The 16,177-nt window shown below is 62.6% G+C and carries 11 protein-coding genes; 10 read left to right on the forward strand and 1 reads right to left on the reverse strand.

From position 1 onward, the window contains the following. Positions 1-13: 13 nt before the first annotated feature. A complete protein-coding gene (ugpB, locus tag N4G42_RS05260; protein ID WP_056060369.1) occupies positions 14-1,327 on the reverse strand; it encodes a sn-glycerol-3-phosphate ABC transporter substrate-binding protein UgpB in 1,314 nt (437 codons plus the stop codon). 300 nt (positions 1,328-1,627) lie between these two features. On the opposite strand from ugpB, the gene serA reads away from it, so the two are divergent. From serA to ltrA, 10 genes are all read left to right on the forward strand, one after another. After that, complete coding sequence (gene serA, locus N4G42_RS05265) at positions 1,628-2,857, forward strand: phosphoglycerate dehydrogenase (RefSeq protein ID WP_260666423.1); 1,230 nt, start codon at positions 1,628-1,630, stop codon at positions 2,855-2,857. Positions 2,858-2,956: 99 nt separating this feature from the next. Further along, complete coding sequence (locus tag N4G42_RS05270) at positions 2,957-6,871, forward strand: FAD/FMN-binding oxidoreductase (protein WP_260666424.1); 3,915 nt, start codon at positions 2,957-2,959, stop codon at positions 6,869-6,871. Continuing rightward, positions 6,871-7,302, forward strand: a complete 432-nt coding sequence (locus N4G42_RS05275) for an HIT family protein (RefSeq protein ID WP_108498343.1) — start codon at positions 6,871-6,873, stop codon at positions 7,300-7,302. The genes N4G42_RS05270 and N4G42_RS05275 overlap by 1 nt, the downstream gene beginning before the upstream one ends. 79 nt (positions 7,303-7,381) lie before the next feature. Further along, positions 7,382-7,804, forward strand: a complete 423-nt coding sequence (locus N4G42_RS05280) for a gamma-butyrobetaine hydroxylase-like domain-containing protein (RefSeq protein WP_099731079.1) — start codon at positions 7,382-7,384, stop codon at positions 7,802-7,804. 215 nt (positions 7,805-8,019) lie between these two features. Then, a complete protein-coding gene (ubiE, locus tag N4G42_RS05285) occupies positions 8,020-8,751 on the forward strand; it encodes a bifunctional demethylmenaquinone methyltransferase/2-methoxy-6-polyprenyl-1,4-benzoquinol methylase UbiE (protein WP_056060384.1) in 732 nt (243 codons plus the stop codon). Positions 8,752-8,787: 36 nt separating this feature from the next. Continuing rightward, the gene (locus tag N4G42_RS05290) at positions 8,788-9,825 is read left to right on the forward strand and encodes a Tim44 domain-containing protein (RefSeq protein WP_056060388.1); all 1,038 of its coding nucleotides are present in this window, start codon (positions 8,788-8,790) and stop codon (positions 9,823-9,825) included. A gap of 61 nt (positions 9,826-9,886) precedes the next feature. Then, complete coding sequence (locus N4G42_RS05295; protein WP_056060391.1) at positions 9,887-10,525, forward strand: hypothetical protein; 639 nt, start codon at positions 9,887-9,889, stop codon at positions 10,523-10,525. Further along, positions 10,522-12,087: a ubiquinone biosynthesis regulatory protein kinase UbiB gene (ubiB, locus tag N4G42_RS05300; protein WP_056060393.1), complete on the forward strand. Its 1,566-nt coding sequence runs from the start codon at positions 10,522-10,524 to the stop codon at positions 12,085-12,087. The genes N4G42_RS05295 and ubiB overlap by 4 nt, the downstream gene beginning before the upstream one ends. A 99-nt stretch (positions 12,088-12,186) precedes the next feature. Next, on the forward strand, positions 12,187-13,632 hold the full coding sequence (locus N4G42_RS05305; protein WP_056060397.1) for a sodium:solute symporter family protein: 1,446 nt from the start codon (positions 12,187-12,189) through the stop codon (positions 13,630-13,632). A gap of 1,072 nt (positions 13,633-14,704) precedes the next feature. Continuing rightward, a partial coding sequence (gene ltrA / locus N4G42_RS05310) for a group II intron reverse transcriptase/maturase (protein WP_260666425.1) occupies positions 14,705-16,177 on the forward strand: 1,473 nt, incomplete at its 3' end.

The following is a 16,177-nucleotide window of genomic DNA, read 5'->3' on the forward strand; positions in this document are numbered from 1 at the left end:
TGGTGGACCGTGCTTACTTGTTGGCGCGTGCGAAGCGGGCCAGCTGCTCGTTGCCACGTGTCACGGCGGTGTCCAGGGCTTCCTTGGGCGACTTCTTGCCCGACCAGATCTGTTCGGTTTCCTCGTCGATGATCGAGCGGATCTGCACGAAGTTGCCCAGGCGGATGCCACGCGACTTGTCAGTGGCCTTGCGGATCATCTGCGTCACGGCCACGTCGGTGCCGGGGTTCTTGTCATAGAAGCCAGACGCCTCGGTGAGCTTGTAGGCGCCCATGGTCACAGGCAGGTAGCCCGTGCGCTGGTGGCTGGCAGCCTGCACCTTGGTGTCGTTCAGGAAGTTCAGGAAGCTGGCCACGCCCTTGTATTCCTCGGGCTTCTTGCCGGCCATCACCCACAGGCTGGCGCCGCCGATGGCGGTGTTCTGTGGGGCACCCTTCACATCGGGGTAGTAAGGCAGGGTGGAGATGCCGTAGGCGAACTTGGCTTCCTTGGCCACGCGGGCGTACAGGCCCGACGAGCCGGTGATCATGGCGCATTCACCCGAGGGGAAGGACGCATCGGCCGTGTTGTTGCGGCCCTTGTAGACAAAGCTGCCTTCCTTGGAGGCCTTGGCCAGGTTCTCGAAGTGGCGAACGTGCAGCGGGGTGTTGATCTGCAGTTGCGCGTCGTTGCCGTCAAAGCCGTTGTTCTTGGAGGCGAACAGGGTGTTGTGCCACAGCGAGAAGCTCTCCAGCTGCGTCCAGCTCACCCAGCTGGTGGTGAACGGGCAGCTGTGGCCGCTGGCCTTGAGCTTGGAGGCGGCGGCAAACACTTCGGGCCAGGTCTTGGGCGGCTTGTCGGCGTCCAGACCAGCCTTCTTGAAGGCGTCCTTGTTGTAATAGAAGATCGTGGTCGAGCTGTTGAGCGGGTAGCTCAGCATCTGGCCGTTGGGGGCGGTGTAGTAACCGGCCACTGCGGACACATACTCGGTGGGTTCAAACTTGAAGCCCGCGTCGTTCAGCACCTTGGCCGCAGGCACGATGGCGCCCTTGCTGGCCATCATGGTGGCGGTGCCCACTTCGAACACCTGCAGGATGTGGGGGGCATTGCCAGCGCGGAAGGCGGCAATGGCGCCGGTCATCGATTCGTCATACTGGCCCTTGTACGTGGGCACGACCTTGTACTGGGATTGGCTGGCGTTGTATTGCTTGGCCAGGTCATTGACCCAGTCGCCCAGCGCTGCACTCATCGAGTGCCACCATTGGATCTCAATGGGCGCCTGTGCTTGCGCAGGTGCGCAGACCGACATGGCAACAGCAGCGCAGACCGCCAGAAGCTTCGTTTTCATGAATATTTCCTCCGAGGATGACGAAATGCACAAGGGCCGGATGCTATGCAGCCTCTGTGACATTGATATGTCGTTGTCGCATGAGCCCGCGCCCTGCAACAACCGGGGAAACCCCTTGGGGTACCCGTGAGGGGTGCGATTGTGACCTTTTTGTGACAAGGTGTGGCGCATTTGCCGAGGCTTGCAAGGTTTTGTGCAATGCACCATGCTGGTGACTGTTCACATGCGTGGGCACCCTCGGTTCGTTCGCGCCGTCGCGCGCCGGATGTTTCCTTCTCCTATCCCTTCTCCTTCATCGCCATGGCCACCAATTCGCTCGACAAGAACAAGATCAAGTTTCTGCTGCTCGAAGGCATCCACTCCTCCGCAGTGGATGTGATCCGGGCGGCGGGCTATACGCAGATCGAGACGGTGTCCGGTGCGCTGCCGGACGAGGAACTGAAGCGCAAGATCGCCGATGTGCACTTTGTGGGCATTCGCTCGCGCACCCAGCTCACCGAAGAGGTGTTTGCCCAGGCCCACAAGCTGGTGGCTGTGGGCTGCTTTTGTATTGGCACCAACCAGGTGGACCTGAACGCGGCGCGCGAGCGCGGCATTGCGGTGTTCAACGCGCCGTACTCCAACACCCGCTCGGTGGCCGAGCTGGTGCTGGCCGAAGCCATCCTGCTGCTGCGTGGCGTGCCCGAGAAAAACGCGGTGGCCCACCGGGGCGGCTGGCTCAAGAGCGCCGACAACGCGTATGAGATCCGTGGCAAGACCCTGGGTATCGTGGGCTACGGCTCCATCGGCACCCAGCTGTCGGTACTGGCCGAGGCCATGGGCATGCACGTGGCCTTCTTTGATGTGGTCAACAAGCTGCCCCTGGGCAATGCCCGCCAGGTACAGCATCTGCACGACCTGTTGTCGCAAAGCGACATCGTGAGCCTGCATGTGCCCGAGCTGCCTTCCACCGAAGGCATGATCGGCGCCGCCGAGATCGCCGCCATGAAGCCCGGCGGCATCCTCATCAACGCCGCGCGGGGCACGGTGGTGGATATTGAAGCGCTGGCTGCAGCGCTCCAAGCCAAGAAGCTGCTGGGCGCCGCCATCGACGTGTTCCCTGTCGAGCCGCGCACCAACAAGGATGAGTTTGTGTCGCCCCTGCGCGGGCTGGACAACGTGATCCTGACTCCCCACATCGGCGGCTCCACCATGGAGGCACAGGCCAACATCGGCCTCGAAGTGGCGGAAAAGCTGGTGAAATACAGCGACAACGGCACCAGCACCTCGTCGGTTAACTTTCCCGAGGTGGCGCTACCGGCCCACCCCGGCAAGCACCGTCTGCTGCACATCCACCGCAACGTGCCGGGCGTGCTGTCGGAGATCAACCGCATCTTCTCGGACAACCAGATCAACATCTCGGCCCAATACCTGCAGACCAACGAGAAGATCGGCTACGTGGTCATCGACATCGACGCCGCCTCGTCCGACCTGGCGCTGGACAAGCTGGCCCAGGTCAGCGGCACCCTGCGCAGCCGCGTGCTGTTCTGACACTGTTGCGGGGCCGGTTCCGGCTCTGTCAGACAGCCCCGGCCCGGCAAGCCGCAGGCCGGTGGCTTAAAATCGCGCCCCCACCCCAGGTAGACCCCCATGAATGTACCGATCGCGTTGGCGGCCTTGCAGACGCAGGCCGCCGAGCCTGCCCGACTGCGTGAAATTCCCTATAACTACACCTCGTTTTCCGACCGGGAGATCGTGATCCGGCTGCTGGGGTCCTCATCCTGGGAGGTGCTGGACCAGCTGCGCAAAGAGCGCCGCACGGGCCGTTCGGCCCGCATGCTGTATGAGGTGCTGGGCGATATCTGGGTCGTGCAGCGCAACCCCTACCTGCAGGACGACCTGCTGGACAACCCCTCGCGTCGCAAGCTGCTGGTGGATGCCCTGCAGCACCGCCTGGGCGAGATCGAAAAACGCCGCACCCCCGCAGACGATGCCGAGCGCGACCGTCTCGTCGGTGAGCTGGTCGTCGCCGCGCGACGCGCTGTGGCCGAATTCAACGCCACGTTCGAGCAGGCCGCGCAACTGCGCCGCCAGATCCAGAAAACCCTGGGCCGCCTCACGGCCAAGGACAACATCAAGTTCGACGGCCTCTCCCGCGTGAGCCATGTGACCGACGCGACCGACTGGCGCGTCGAATACCCGTTCGTCGTGCTCACCCCCGACACCGAGGTCGAGATGGCGGGCCTGGTGAAGGGCTGCATCGAACTGGGCCTGACCATCATCCCGCGCGGGGGCGGCACCGGCTACACCGGCGGCGCCATTCCGTTGACGTGGAAGAGCGTGGTCATCAACACCGAAAAGCTCGAAGCCATGACCGAGGTGGAGATGCGCCGCCTGCCGGGCCTGGACCGCGAGGTGGGCACGGTGTGGACCGAAGCCGGCGTGGTCACCCAGCGCGTGGCCGATGCGGCCGAGCGTGCAGGTTTTGTGTTTGCGGTGGACCCGACCAGTGCCGAGGCTTCCTGCATTGGCGGCAACATCGCCATGAACGCGGGCGGCAAGAAGGCCGTGCTCTGGGGCACGGCGCTGGACAACCTGGCCAGCTGGCGCATGGTCACGCCTGACGCCCAGTGGCTCGAAGTGACGCGCATGGACCACAACATGGGCAAGATCCACGACGTGGAGACGGCCACCTTCGAGCTGCAGTATTTCGAGGCCGATGGCAAGACGCCCGTGCGCACCGAGCGCCTGAGCATTCCAGGCAAGACTTTCCGCAAGGAAGGCCTGGGCAAGGACGTGACGGACAAGTTCCTGGCGGGCCTGCCCGGCATCCAGAAGGAAGGCTGCGACGGCCTCATCACCAGCGCGCGCTGGGTGGTGCACCGCATGCCCGAGCATACGCGCACCGTATGCCTGGAGTTCTTCGGCAACGCCAAGGACGCCGTGCCCAGCATCGTCGAGATCAAGGACTTCATGTTCGCCGAGCAAAAGCGCAGTGGCGTGCTGCTGGCGGGCCTGGAGCACCTGGACGACCGCTACCTGAAGGCTGTGGGCTATGCCACCAAGAGCAAAAAGGGCAACGGCGGCCTGCCCAAGATGGTGCTGATTGGCGACATTGCCGGTGACAACGCCGACGACGTGGCCCGCGTGACCAGCGAAGTGGTGCGCCTGGCCAACACCCGCAGCGGCGAAGGCTTTGTGGCCATCACGGCCGATGCGCGCAAGAAGTTCTGGGCCGACCGCAAGAAGACGGCGGCCATCAGCCGCCACACCAACGCGTTCAAGATCAACGAAGACGTGGTGATCCCGCTGCCGCGCATGGCCGAGTACACCGACGGCATCGAGCGCATCAACATCGAGCTCTCCCTGCGCAACAAGCTCAAGCTGTGCGACGCGCTGACCGAGTTCTTCGAGCGTGGCAACCTGCCCCTGGGCAAGCACGACGCCGACGACGAAGTGCCTTCGCCCGAGCTGCTGCAAGACCGCGTGGCCCAGGCCATCGCCCTGGTGGAAGAGGTGCGCGCCCTGTGGCAGGGCTGGCTGCACGATGTGGAAACGCTGTTCCCCCAACTGCAGGACCACACCCTGCGCGCCAGCTGGAAGACCCAGCTGCGGGCGCCGCTGCAAGGCATCTTCACTGGCGCGGCGTTCAAGCCCATCCTGGACGAGGCCGTGGCCATCCACAAGCGCGTGCTCAAGGGCCGCGTGTGGGTGGCGCTGCACATGCACGCAGGCGACGGCAATGTGCACACCAACATCCCGGTCAACAGCGACGACTACGAGATGCTGCAAACGGCCCACGAGGCCGTGGCGCGCATCATGGTGCTGGCGCGCAGCTTGAACGGCGTGATCTCGGGCGAACACGGCATTGGCATCACCAAGCTGGAGTTTTTGACCGATGAAGAGCTGCGCCCCTTTGCCGAGTACAAGCGCAAGGTGGACCCGGAAGGCCGCTTCAACAAAGGCAAATTGCTCCGAAATCAGGAGCATTCAGGGCATATTCAACCAGCGCTTGGTGCCGATTTGGCTTCAAAACCTGCGCTGCATGCCGATTTGACCAACGCCTACACACCCAGCTTCGGCCTGATGGGGCATGAGTCGCTGATCATGCAGCAGAGCGACATCGGCGCCATTGCCGATTCGGTCAAGGACTGCCTGCGCTGCGGCAAGTGCAAGCCCGTGTGCTCCACGCACGTGCCACGCGCCAACCTGCTGTACAGCCCACGCAACAAGATCCTGGCCACCTCGCTGCTGGTCGAGGCGTTCCTGTATGAAGAGCAGACCCGCCGGGGCGTGAGCATCAAGCATTGGCAGGAGTTTGAGGACGTCGCCGACCACTGCACGGTGTGCCACAAATGCGAGAGCCCTTGCCCGGTGAAGATCGACTTCGGCGACGTCACCATGAACATGCGCAACCTGCTGCGCAAGATGGGCAAGAAGACCTTCCGCCCCGGCAACGCATTGGCCATGACCATGCTCAACGCCACCAACCCGGACACTATCAAGCTGATGCGCTCGGCCATGGTGGACGTGGGTTTCAAGGCCCAGCGCCTGGCCGTGGACCTGCTGCGCAAGGTGGGCCGCAAGCAAACGGCCAAGCCGCCCGCGACGGTGGGCACGGCTCCGATCAAGGAGCAGGTGATCCACTTCATCAACAAGAAGCTGCCGGGCGGCCTGCCCAAGAAGACGGCGCGCGCGCTGCTCGACATCGAGGACAAGGACTACGTGCCGATCATCCGCAACCCGCAGGCCACCACGGCCGAGACGGAGGCGGTGTTCTACTTCCCTGGCTGCGGGTCAGAGCGCTTGTTCTCGCAGGTCGGTTTGGCGACCCAGGCCATGCTGTGGCACGCGGGCGTGCAGACGGTGCTGCCGCCTGGGTACCTGTGCTGCGGCTATCCGCAGCGCGGTTCGGGCCAGTTCGACAAGGCCGAAAAGATGATCACGGACAACCGCGTGCTCTTTCACCGCGTGGCCAACACGCTCAACTACCTCGATATCAAGACCGTGGTGGTGAGTTGCGGCACCTGCTACGACCAGCTGCAGGGCTACGAGTTTGACAAGATCTTCCCGGGCAGCCGCATCATCGACATCCACGAGTACCTGCTGGAAAAGGGCATTCAGCTGCAAGGCAAGGGCGCCTACCTGTACCACGAGCCCTGCCACAACCCCATGAAGCTGCAGGACTCGATGAAGACCGTGAAGGCGCTGGTGGGCGAGCAGGTCTTGAAGAGCGAGCGTTGCTGCGGCGAGTCGGGCACGCTGGGTGTGACCCGGCCCGACGTGTCCACGCAGGTGCGCTTCCGCAAGGAAGAAGAGATCAAGAAGGGCGAAGCCCAGCTGCGTGCCAGCGGTGCTGTCGGCGCTCAGGACAACGTGAAGATCCTCACCAGCTGCCCCAGCTGCCTGCAGGGCCTGAACCGCTACGAAGGCGACCTGAACAACGGCTTGCTCGAAGCCGACTACATCGTGGTCGAGATGGCGCGCGAGATCCTGGGCGAGAACTGGATGCCTGAGTACGTACACCGTGCCAACAACGGCGGCATTGAGCGGGTGCTGGTCTGATGACCTGCCCCTTGTGCGCTGAAGACGGCGGCGCATTGGTCTGGCGTGGCGAGCGCCTGCGTGTCATCCGTGCGCAGGAGGCGGGGTTCCCTGCCTTTTACCGCGTGGTCTGGAACGCGCATGTGGCCGAGTTCTCGGACCTGGCCGCCGCTGACCGTGCGCATTGCATGGAAGCCGTGACCCTGGTGGAGCAGGCGCTGCGTCAGCACCTGTCGCCCACCAAGGTCAACATCGCAGCGCTGGGCAACATGGTGCCGCACCTGCACTGGCATGTGATTGCGCGGTTTGACTGGGACAGTCACTTTCCATCGCCCGTATGGGCCGCGGCACAGCGGCCGAGCCCCGCAGCGCAAGAGGCCGCCGTGCGGGCCTTGTTGCCCGCGCTGGAAGCGCAGCTGCAGTCCCAGCTAGCGCTGTGGGCCGCCCGGTAACCTTGCTGGCAGCGTGTGCCTGGGCGGGTGGGACAATGGCAGCCGTCGTTCCTGACAACAGTTTTCTCAAGGTGATTCCATGGCAGGTTTGAAAGCGGGCGCTCCCACGCCGCAGGCCCTGACGGTGCATGAACAGTCGCGCGTGCTGGAGGTGGGTTTTTCGGATGGCGCCACGTTCCGCATCCCGTTCGAGCTGATGCGCGTGTACTCGCCCTCGGCCGAGGTGCAAGGCCACGGCCCGGGGCAGGAGGTGCTGCAGACGGGCAAGCGCAATGTGGCGCTCATCAACCTGGAGCCTGTGGGCAACTACGCCGTCAAGCCCACGTTCTCCGACGGCCACGACAGCGGCATCTTCACCTGGGACTATCTCTACGAGCTGGGCCAGAAGCAGGACGCACTGTGGGCCCAGTACACCGAGCGGCTGGCTGCGGCGGGGGCCGACCGTGATGCACCCATGGCGCCCAAGGGTGGTGCAGGGGGCCACGCCTGCGGCAGTCACTGACGCCCTTGGCAGGCCTGTTCAGGGGGGCCGCCGCCAAAAGCCGCACAAGTCCCTGTGCGTCAAGGTGCTATTGAAAATATAGCTATCAGCGCAATATTTGCTTGCGCTAGCGGCTGGTTTTGTTTCAATAGCGTTCTCCAAATTGCGACAGATGCCCCAATTCAGTGCGGGGTTGTCGCTGTACCTCTGGCGTTCACGCGCCTAGCATGATTCTTATGAGCACCACGCATTTCGGTTTTCAGTCGGTGGACGAGCAGGAAAAGGCACGCCGCGTGCGCGGTGTGTTTGACTCCGTGGCCTCCAAGTACGACGTGATGAACGACCTCATGTCGGCGGGCCTGCACCGTGCCTGGAAGGCCTACACCGTGATGGTGGCCAACCTGCGCGAAGGCAGCCAGGTGCTGGACATTGCGGGGGGCACCGGCGACCTGGCACTGGCGTTTTCCAAGAAGGTGGGGGCATCGGGCCGTGTGGTGCACACCGACATCAACGAGGCCATGCTGCGTGTGGGCCGTGACCGTCTCATCAACGAGGGCGTGGTGCTGCCTACGCTGGTCTGCGACGCTGAAAAGCTGCCGTTCCCCGACGCGCATTTCGACGTGGTGAGCGTGGCTTTTGGCTTGCGCAACATGACCCACAAGGACCAGGCCATTGCCGAAATGTGCCGTGTGCTCAAGCCCGGCGGCAAGCTGCTGGTGCTGGAGTTTTCCAAAGTGGCGCAGCCGCTGACCAAGGTGTACGACTGGTACTCGTTCAAGGTGCTGCCCCAGCTGGGCAAGCTGGTAGCGGGCGACGACGCGAGCTACCGGTATCTGGCGGAGTCCATCCGCATGCACCCGGGGCAGGAAGAACTCAAAAGCCTCATGCAGAAAAATGGTTTTGGGCATGTGGACTATCACAACATGACGGGGGGCATTGTGGCCCTCCATGTTGGAATCAAGTGCTGAGCGGTTTGCTCGGTCGATAACGGAGACGGAGAAGTCATGATGAAACTGTGGTCTGTGGTGTTGGTCGCGATGCTGGCGTTTGCGCACGCCGATGCCGACGCCGCGCGGCGACTGGGTGGTGGCAAATCGGTGGGCAAGCAGTCCAGCAATGTGACGCAGCGCGAGTCGGCCACGCCGCCCGCCACGCCGGGCGCACCGGCACAAAGCGCGACCAACACGGCTGCGGCAGCCAAGCCTGCTACCGCCACGCCGGCAGCGGCTCCGGCCGCGCCGGCCAAGAAGCCCTGGGGTGCCATGTTGGGCGGCCTGGCGGCGGGTCTGGGCCTGGCCTGGCTGGCGCACTCGCTGGGCCTGGGCGCGGGCTTTGGCAACATCCTGATGATTGCGCTGCTGGCGCTGGCGGCGTTTGCCATCTTCAAGATGGTCATGCGGTCGCGCAACGGCGGTAGCAATGGCTCGGGCAATGCTGCAGGTGGTGCCCCGTTCGCCTTCCAGGGCGCAGGGGCTGCAACGCCCGCTGCTGCCCAGGTGCCGCCGCAGTACAGCCCCAACAACGTGGGCAACGACGCATCGGCCCGCCCCTGGGAGCGCAGCAGCATGGCATTTGATGCCTCGCGTGCCGGGCAGGGTGGCGTGGGTTCGGGTGTGGTGATCGGTTCGGGCCTGTCGGGTTCGCAGAACTGGGGTGTGCCCGCCGATTTCGACACCGAGGGTTTCCTGGCGGCCGCCAAGCGCAACTTCGTGACCTTGCAGGGTGCGTGGGACCGCTCGGACATCGCCACCCTGCGGTCCATGATGACGGACAACATGCTCGATGAGATCCGCACCCAGCTGACCGAGCGCGAAGCCCACCGGGGCACGCAGCCCAATCACACCGATGTGGTCATGATCGAAGCGCAGCTGCTGGGCATCGAAGACCTGGGCGACGGCTACATGGCCAGCGTCGAGTTCTCGGGCATGATCCGCGAAGAACCCTCGGCCGGGCCCAGCCCCTTCCGTGAGGTCTGGAACATGACCAAGCCCAAGGCGGGCAACACCGGCTGGCTGGTGGCAGGCGTGCAAGCCCTGCAGTAAACACCGCCCACGGGGCCCCTGCGTGCCAGGGGCATTCCAGTTCAGGGAATAATCGGGGACTATGGCAACACCACAGTCCCCTTTTCCTTTTCTGGACGGCCTCTTCGAGCGCCTGGCAGCCGGCCCGCAGCCCCCGCAATGGCTGGTCCACGAGGTGCAGCAGCGCCTGGTGCTGTTTCTCAACCATGTGCTGATGCAGGAGAAAGAGGCCACGGACCGGCTGGTGCGCCAAAAGGGCCGCATCGCCAGGGTGCAGTGGCGGGCCTATTCCCTGTCGCTGGTGATCACCCCTGCGGGCCTGTTCAACCTGGCGCCCGAATCCGCGGTGCCAGACCTGCGGCTGGAAGTGACCGATACCTCCCCCATCACCCTGGCCCAGGCTGCGTTGCGGGGCGACAAGCCCTCCATCCGCATTGAGGGCGACGTACAACTGGCGGCCGAGATCAACTGGCTGGTGGACCATGTGCGCTGGGATGTGGAGGAAGACCTGGCCCGCGTGATTGGCGATGCCCCTGCGCATACGCTGGCGCAGTTCGCCAGCCGGGCTGCGCAGGCGCTGCGCCAGTTTGTGGGTTCGCGCATGGCAGCCGCCAGCGCGGCGTCTTCTGCAGTGGTCGTTGCGACGGCACCGGTGGCGCCCAGTGCGCCGGCGGCGGCGCCGCTGTCACCTTCGGCTGGTTCGGACCGGGCCGACGCATGAAGCGCTTCTTGCGGGGGGCGGCCATCCTGTGGGTGGTGTTCCGGTTCGGCCTGGATGGCTTGCTGCTCGACAGCTTTCAAAAGCCCTGGCTGCGCATGATCTCGCGCATCGTGTCCATCGGGCGCAATCTGGATGCGCCGCGTGGGCAACGCCTGCGCGAGGCGCTGGAAAGCCTGGGACCTATCTTCGTCAAGTTCGGCCAGGTGCTGTCCACCCGCCGCGACCTGCTTCCGCCCGACATAGCCGACGAACTGGCCCGCCTTCAGGACCGCGTGCCGCCATTCGACCCCGACATCGCCATCGCCACCATCGAGCGTGCCTTCCGTCGTCCGGTGGACGAGGTGTTCACCTCTTTCGACCGCACACCGGTGGCCAGCGCGTCCATCGCCCAGGTGCATTTCGCCACGCTGCGCGACCGCCAGGGCATTGAGCGCGAGGTAGCCGTCAAGGTACTGCGGCCTGGCATGCTGCCGGTGATCGAAAAGGACCTGAGCCTCATGCGCATGATGGCGGGATGGGTGGAGAGCCTGTCTGCCGATGGCAAGCGCCTGAAGCCCCGTGAGGTGGTGGCAGAGTTTGACAACTACCTGCATGACGAACTGGACCTGGTGCGCGAGGCTGCCAACGCTGCGCAGCTGCGCCGCAACATGACCGGGCTGGACCTGGTGCTGATCCCCGAGATCTTCTGGGACTTCTGCCACCCCGAGGTCATGGTGATGCAGCGCATGAACGGTGTGCCCATCAGCCAGATCGACCGCCTGCGGGAGGCCGGTGTGGACATCCCCAAGCTGGCGCGCGACGGCGTCACCATCTTCTTCACCCAGGTGTTTCGCGACGGTTTTTTTCACGCCGATATGCACCCGGGCAACATCCAGGTGAGTCTGGAGCCTGCCACGTTCGGCCGCTACATCTCGCTGGACTTCGGCATCGTGGGCACGCTGACCGAAGTGGACAAGGAATACCTGGCGCAGAACTTTGTGGCGTTCTTCCGGCGCGACTACAAGCGGGTGGCAGAGCTGCACATCGAAAGCGGCTGGGTGCCGCCCGAAACGCGGGTCAATGACCTCGAGTCGGCCATCCGCGCCGTGTGCGAGCCATATTTTGACCGCCCACTCAAGGAAATCTCGCTGGGCCTGGTGCTGATGCGGCTGTTCCAGACCTCGCGCCGCTTCCATGTCGAGATTCAGCCCCAGCTGGTGCTGCTGCAAAAGACCCTGCTCAACATTGAGGGCCTGGGCCGCGAGCTGGACCCGGACCTGGACCTGTGGAGCACGGCCAAGCCCTTCCTTGAAAAGTGGATGCTGGAGCAGATGGGCCCCCAGCGCCTGTGGCGCGAGCTGCGGGCCGAGGCGCCGCACTATGCCAAGCTGCTGCCCGAGCTGCCACGACTCATCTACGACGCGCTGCGCCAGCGCCCGGCAGACCACGAGTCTGCACTGCGTGAACTGCTGGAAGCGCAAAAACGCACCAACCGGCTGCTGCAAGGCATCATTTTTGCTGGGGTCGGGTTTGTGCTGGGCTTGCTGCTCATCCAACTGCTGATCAGAATCCGGCTTTTCTGACGATCTGCATGCCCGGTGCCCCGGTGTGGGGAGCGCCGGAGCGCAGGTCGGATTTCTTCACCCTGGACCGACCGAGACAAAAAGAGAGAGGAGCGCGCTGTGCTGCTGACCCTGGTTATCGTTTACCTGCTGATCACCATCGGCATCGGCTTGCTGGCAGCCCGGCGTGTGAAGAACGCTGCGGACTTTGCCATTGCCGGGCGCCACCTGCCGCTGTACATGATCATCACCACCACGTTTGCCACCTGGTTTGGGTCGGAGACCGTGCTGGGCATTCCCGCCAAGTTCATCGAGGGCGGTCTGGGCAATGTGGTGGAAGACCCATTCGGCGCGGGCTTCTGCCTGATCCTGGTCGGCCTGTTCTTTGCCGGCAAGCTGTACCGCATGACGCTGCTCACCATCAGCGACTATTACCGCGAACGCTATGGCCGCACGGTGGAAATCGTCTGCTCGCTGATCATCATGTTGAGCTACCTGGGCTGGGTTTCTGCCCAGGTCACAGCGCTGGGCCTGGTGTTCAACCTGCTGTCTGGCGGTGCCATCAGCATTCCGGTGGGCATGACGATCGGTGTGGTCTCCATCCTGGCGTACACGCTGTTCGGCGGCATGTGGTCGGTGGCGGTCACCGACTTCATCCAGATGATCATCCTGGTGGTGGGCCTGGCCGTCATTGCCGTGTTTGCGGGCAACATGGCCGGGGGGGCCGACAAGGTGATCGAGTTCGCGTCCAGTCGTGAGCTGTTCCGGTTCCTGCCTGAGCCCAAGTTCCATGACGTGGTGTTCTTCATCGCCGCGGGCGTGACCATGATGTTCGGCTCCATCCCGCAGCAGGACGTATTTCAGCGTGTGATGTCGGCCAACAACATCCAGGCAGCCACGCGCGGCCCCGTGATCGGTGGCATCTGCTACATCCTGTTCGCCTTTGTGCCCATGTTCCTGGTGGCCAGCGCGCTCATCATCATGCCCACGGAAACGGCTGCGCTGCTCAAGGACGACCCGCAAAAGGTGCTGCCCACGCTGGTGCTGGAGAAGATGCCTTTTGTGATGCAGGTGCTGTTCTTTGGGGCCCTGCTGTCGGCGCTCAAGTCCACGGCCTCCGCCACGCTGCTGGCGCCCAGCGTCACTTTCACCGAAAACATCTGGCGCCAGTTCCGCCCGCACAGCTCGGACAAGCAGCATCTGCGCACCATGCGCATCACTACGCTCGTTTTCAGCGCCTGCGTGTTGGCCTATGCCATCTACATGCAGGGTACTTCCATCTATGAGCTGGTGTCGGGTGCCTACCAGGTGCCGCTGGTGGGAGCGTTTGTGCCGCTGGTGTTCGGCCTGTACTGGAAGCGTGCCACCACGCAGGGCGCCATCTTTGCCATCGTGCTGGGCCTGGTGACCTGGCTGCTGTTCCTGTCCACTCCGGCGGGGGCAATCTTTCCTGCGCAGCTGGCGGGTTTGCTGGCCGCGCTGGCGGGCATGCTGATCGGCTCCCTCGGGCCACAGGCCATCCGCAACAGCCATGCCTCCCACCACAAGATGGTTGGGGTCGAGTAACGCGGGGGTCAAGGGGCATGCCGCCTATAATTGAGGGTTTTGGTGCGACACGTAACGTGTTGCTCTGAGAGAGGTAGCTAGCCTCACTAAATAATTAGCAATTAAATCAAGCACTTACAGTGCTTTTATTTAGAGATTGAGAGCCGGTAAAACGACTCTCTACAGATCACAACATAGTTGTGGTTTTGATAATTGCAGCGGGAAAAACCGACTGCAATGCAGGGTTAAACCTGCTTTCATCGCGGCAGTGATGCCGTCTGTGGCGCTCGCGCAACTTGCCGACGAGTCCGCCACAAGCGGAACTCGCCAATGGGATGACTAAATCCGTCCATGGATTGGTCACCTTGCAATTGCGCTGCGCATCTCTGACTCTCAGAGTGCTCTGCTCTGTTTTGCCTTGTCGCACCTTCGTCTGAAGTGCTGCGACCTCTTGTACGACCATGAGTAGCCTAGAGTGGCATGCGGGGACGGTAACGTCTCCGTGTGAAGCCCGCTCGACAATGCGTTCCCGTAACACGGCTGGAGTCCCCTGCGAGGGGGGCATCAGGACTATCGCCAGCAGAGGTGATAAAGGACGCTAGGCTAGTTCCGCATGGGCAACATAAGTGAATCATCGTCTGAACCAGGGTAACAATTGAGCGGCCAAATCTGCTGATAGGCCGTAACCAAACGGTGCGCTGCTGGCACCACCTGTCAAAACTAGGTGGTCGTCGTCACACATGCAGCCCCTGGAGAGATGAGCCCTAAACGGATAGACGGAAACAACGCAAGTTGTCATTCGTCGGCAAGACAGGGAACGTGGTAAGCCCCACTGTCCGCCCAAGCGCTCTGCGCAAGGGCAGGGAAGTCGCGAGACGACCTGTTGGATGAGGGGGTATGGGATAGCGGAGAAAGCGAATGGTTACCTGTAATGGGTGGCATAGGGGCCCGTGCCCTGACGCGAAAGCGTGCTGACTTCCGCGTGGTGCAATCGTCGTTACACGACTGACTAAGTTCAAACCGACCCCGAAGGGATGCTCAATTCCCCTTCGGGGGAGGTGTGCGTCTCCAGGGGTTCAACCTGGAGGAAAGCATGAGAAAACACGTCGCTTCGCGCGACGAGTCTGCGTCCTCACGCGAACCGCAAGACTGGCACTCCATCGATTGGGGTCTAGTGGCGCGGAACGTGCGGACGACGCAGACCCGTATAGCGAAGGCTACGCAAGAAAAAGACTGGCGCCGCGTGAAAGCGCTGCAAAGGTCTCTAACTCACTCGTTCTCGGCCAGAGCGCTGGCCGTGAGACGAGTGACCGAAAACCAAGGCAAACGAACGAGTGGCGTCGATCGCGAACTTTGGGATTCGCCTGCCTCCAAATGGGCGGCGATCGGTCGGTTGAAGAATCTTCGAGGGTACAAACCGCTGCCCCTGCGGCGGGTCTACATTCCCAAAGCAAACGGGAAGGAAAGGCCGCTTGGCATTCCGACCATGTTTGACAGGGCCATGCAGGCGTTGCACCTACTTGCATTGGAGCCAGTGTCAGAGAGCACCAGCGACCCGAACAGCTACGGCTTTCGGACTGGGCGCTCAACACACGATGCCATGAGCCAGTTGTTCGTCTCCTTGTCTCAGAAGGCCTCGGCCGAATGGGTATTGGAAGCCGACATTCAGGGGTTCTTCGACCATATCAATCATGACTGGATGCTCGACCGTGTTCTCACAAACAGGGAAGTGCTACGGAAATGGTTGAAAGCCGGAGTGGTCCATCAGGGTCGCTTCTCGCCGACAGATGAGGGAACACCGCAAGGTGGTGTCATTTCGCCAACCCTGGCGAATTGCGTTCTGAATGGGTTGGAAACGGGACTCGCCGCGCACTTAAACGCGCGGCTGGGTGTTGTGAAAGCTCGTAGGGCCAAAGTAAATGTGGTCCGCTACGCGGACGACTTCGTCATCACTGGGAGCTCACGAGAGCTGTTAGAGATTGAAGTCCGACCATGGGTAGAAGCATTCCTTGCAAAACGAGGATTGCGGCTATCGCTGGAAAAGACCTGCGTCACGCACATTGACCGAGGCTTCGATTTCCTTGGATGGAATTTCCGCAAATACCGTGGAAAGCTGCTAATCAAGCCGAGCAAGAAAAACGTGAAAGCGTTCTATCGCAAGGTATCGGAAATCGTAAGGACGCATCTATCGACAAAACAGGAGGATCTCATCGCGCAACTTAACCCAATCCTTCGGGGATGGGCTAGGTATCACCAACCGGTGGTCGCGAAAGAGACGTTCAGTCGGATGGACTACCTTATCTACTGGCGGCTTGTCCGCTGGGCGAGGAGGCGACATCCGAAGAAGTCCCCAAGCTGGTGCACCCAACGTTACTGGAAGGTCATTAGCGACAGGACAGAGTTCGCAACCAAAGTAGGTACAGAAGACGAACCGATCATGAAACGGTTGGCGCGATTAAGCGACACAGTGATTGAAAGGCATGAAAAGATCAAAGGAGGCTACAACCCCTTTGATCCTGTCTGGGAGGCGTATGGTGAGATGTTGCGAACGAAACGCACGGCAAGG

The organism is Acidovorax sp. K2F, assembly GCF_025246485.1.
Lineage (GTDB): Bacteria > Pseudomonadota > Gammaproteobacteria > Burkholderiales > Burkholderiaceae_C > Acidovorax > Acidovorax delafieldii.

Coding starts and splice junctions, on each gene's coding strand:
- ugpB (WP_056060369.1), bottom strand. CDS start 1,327: ATGAAAACGAAGCTTCTGGCGGTCTGCGCTGCTGTTGCCATGTCGGTC.
- ubiB (WP_056060393.1), top strand. CDS start 10,522: ATGAAGCGCTTCTTGCGGGGGGCGGCCATCCTGTGGGTGGTGTTCCGG.
- N4G42_RS05295 (WP_056060391.1), top strand. CDS start 9,887: ATGGCAACACCACAGTCCCCTTTTCCTTTTCTGGACGGCCTCTTCGAG.
- N4G42_RS05275 (WP_108498343.1), top strand. CDS start 6,871: ATGACCTGCCCCTTGTGCGCTGAAGACGGCGGCGCATTGGTCTGGCGT.
- N4G42_RS05290 (WP_056060388.1), top strand. CDS start 8,788: ATGATGAAACTGTGGTCTGTGGTGTTGGTCGCGATGCTGGCGTTTGCG.
- serA (WP_260666423.1), top strand. CDS start 1,628: ATGGCCACCAATTCGCTCGACAAGAACAAGATCAAGTTTCTGCTGCTC.
- N4G42_RS05280 (WP_099731079.1), top strand. CDS start 7,382: ATGGCAGGTTTGAAAGCGGGCGCTCCCACGCCGCAGGCCCTGACGGTG.
- ubiE (WP_056060384.1), top strand. CDS start 8,020: ATGAGCACCACGCATTTCGGTTTTCAGTCGGTGGACGAGCAGGAAAAG.
- N4G42_RS05270 (WP_260666424.1), top strand. CDS start 2,957: ATGAATGTACCGATCGCGTTGGCGGCCTTGCAGACGCAGGCCGCCGAG.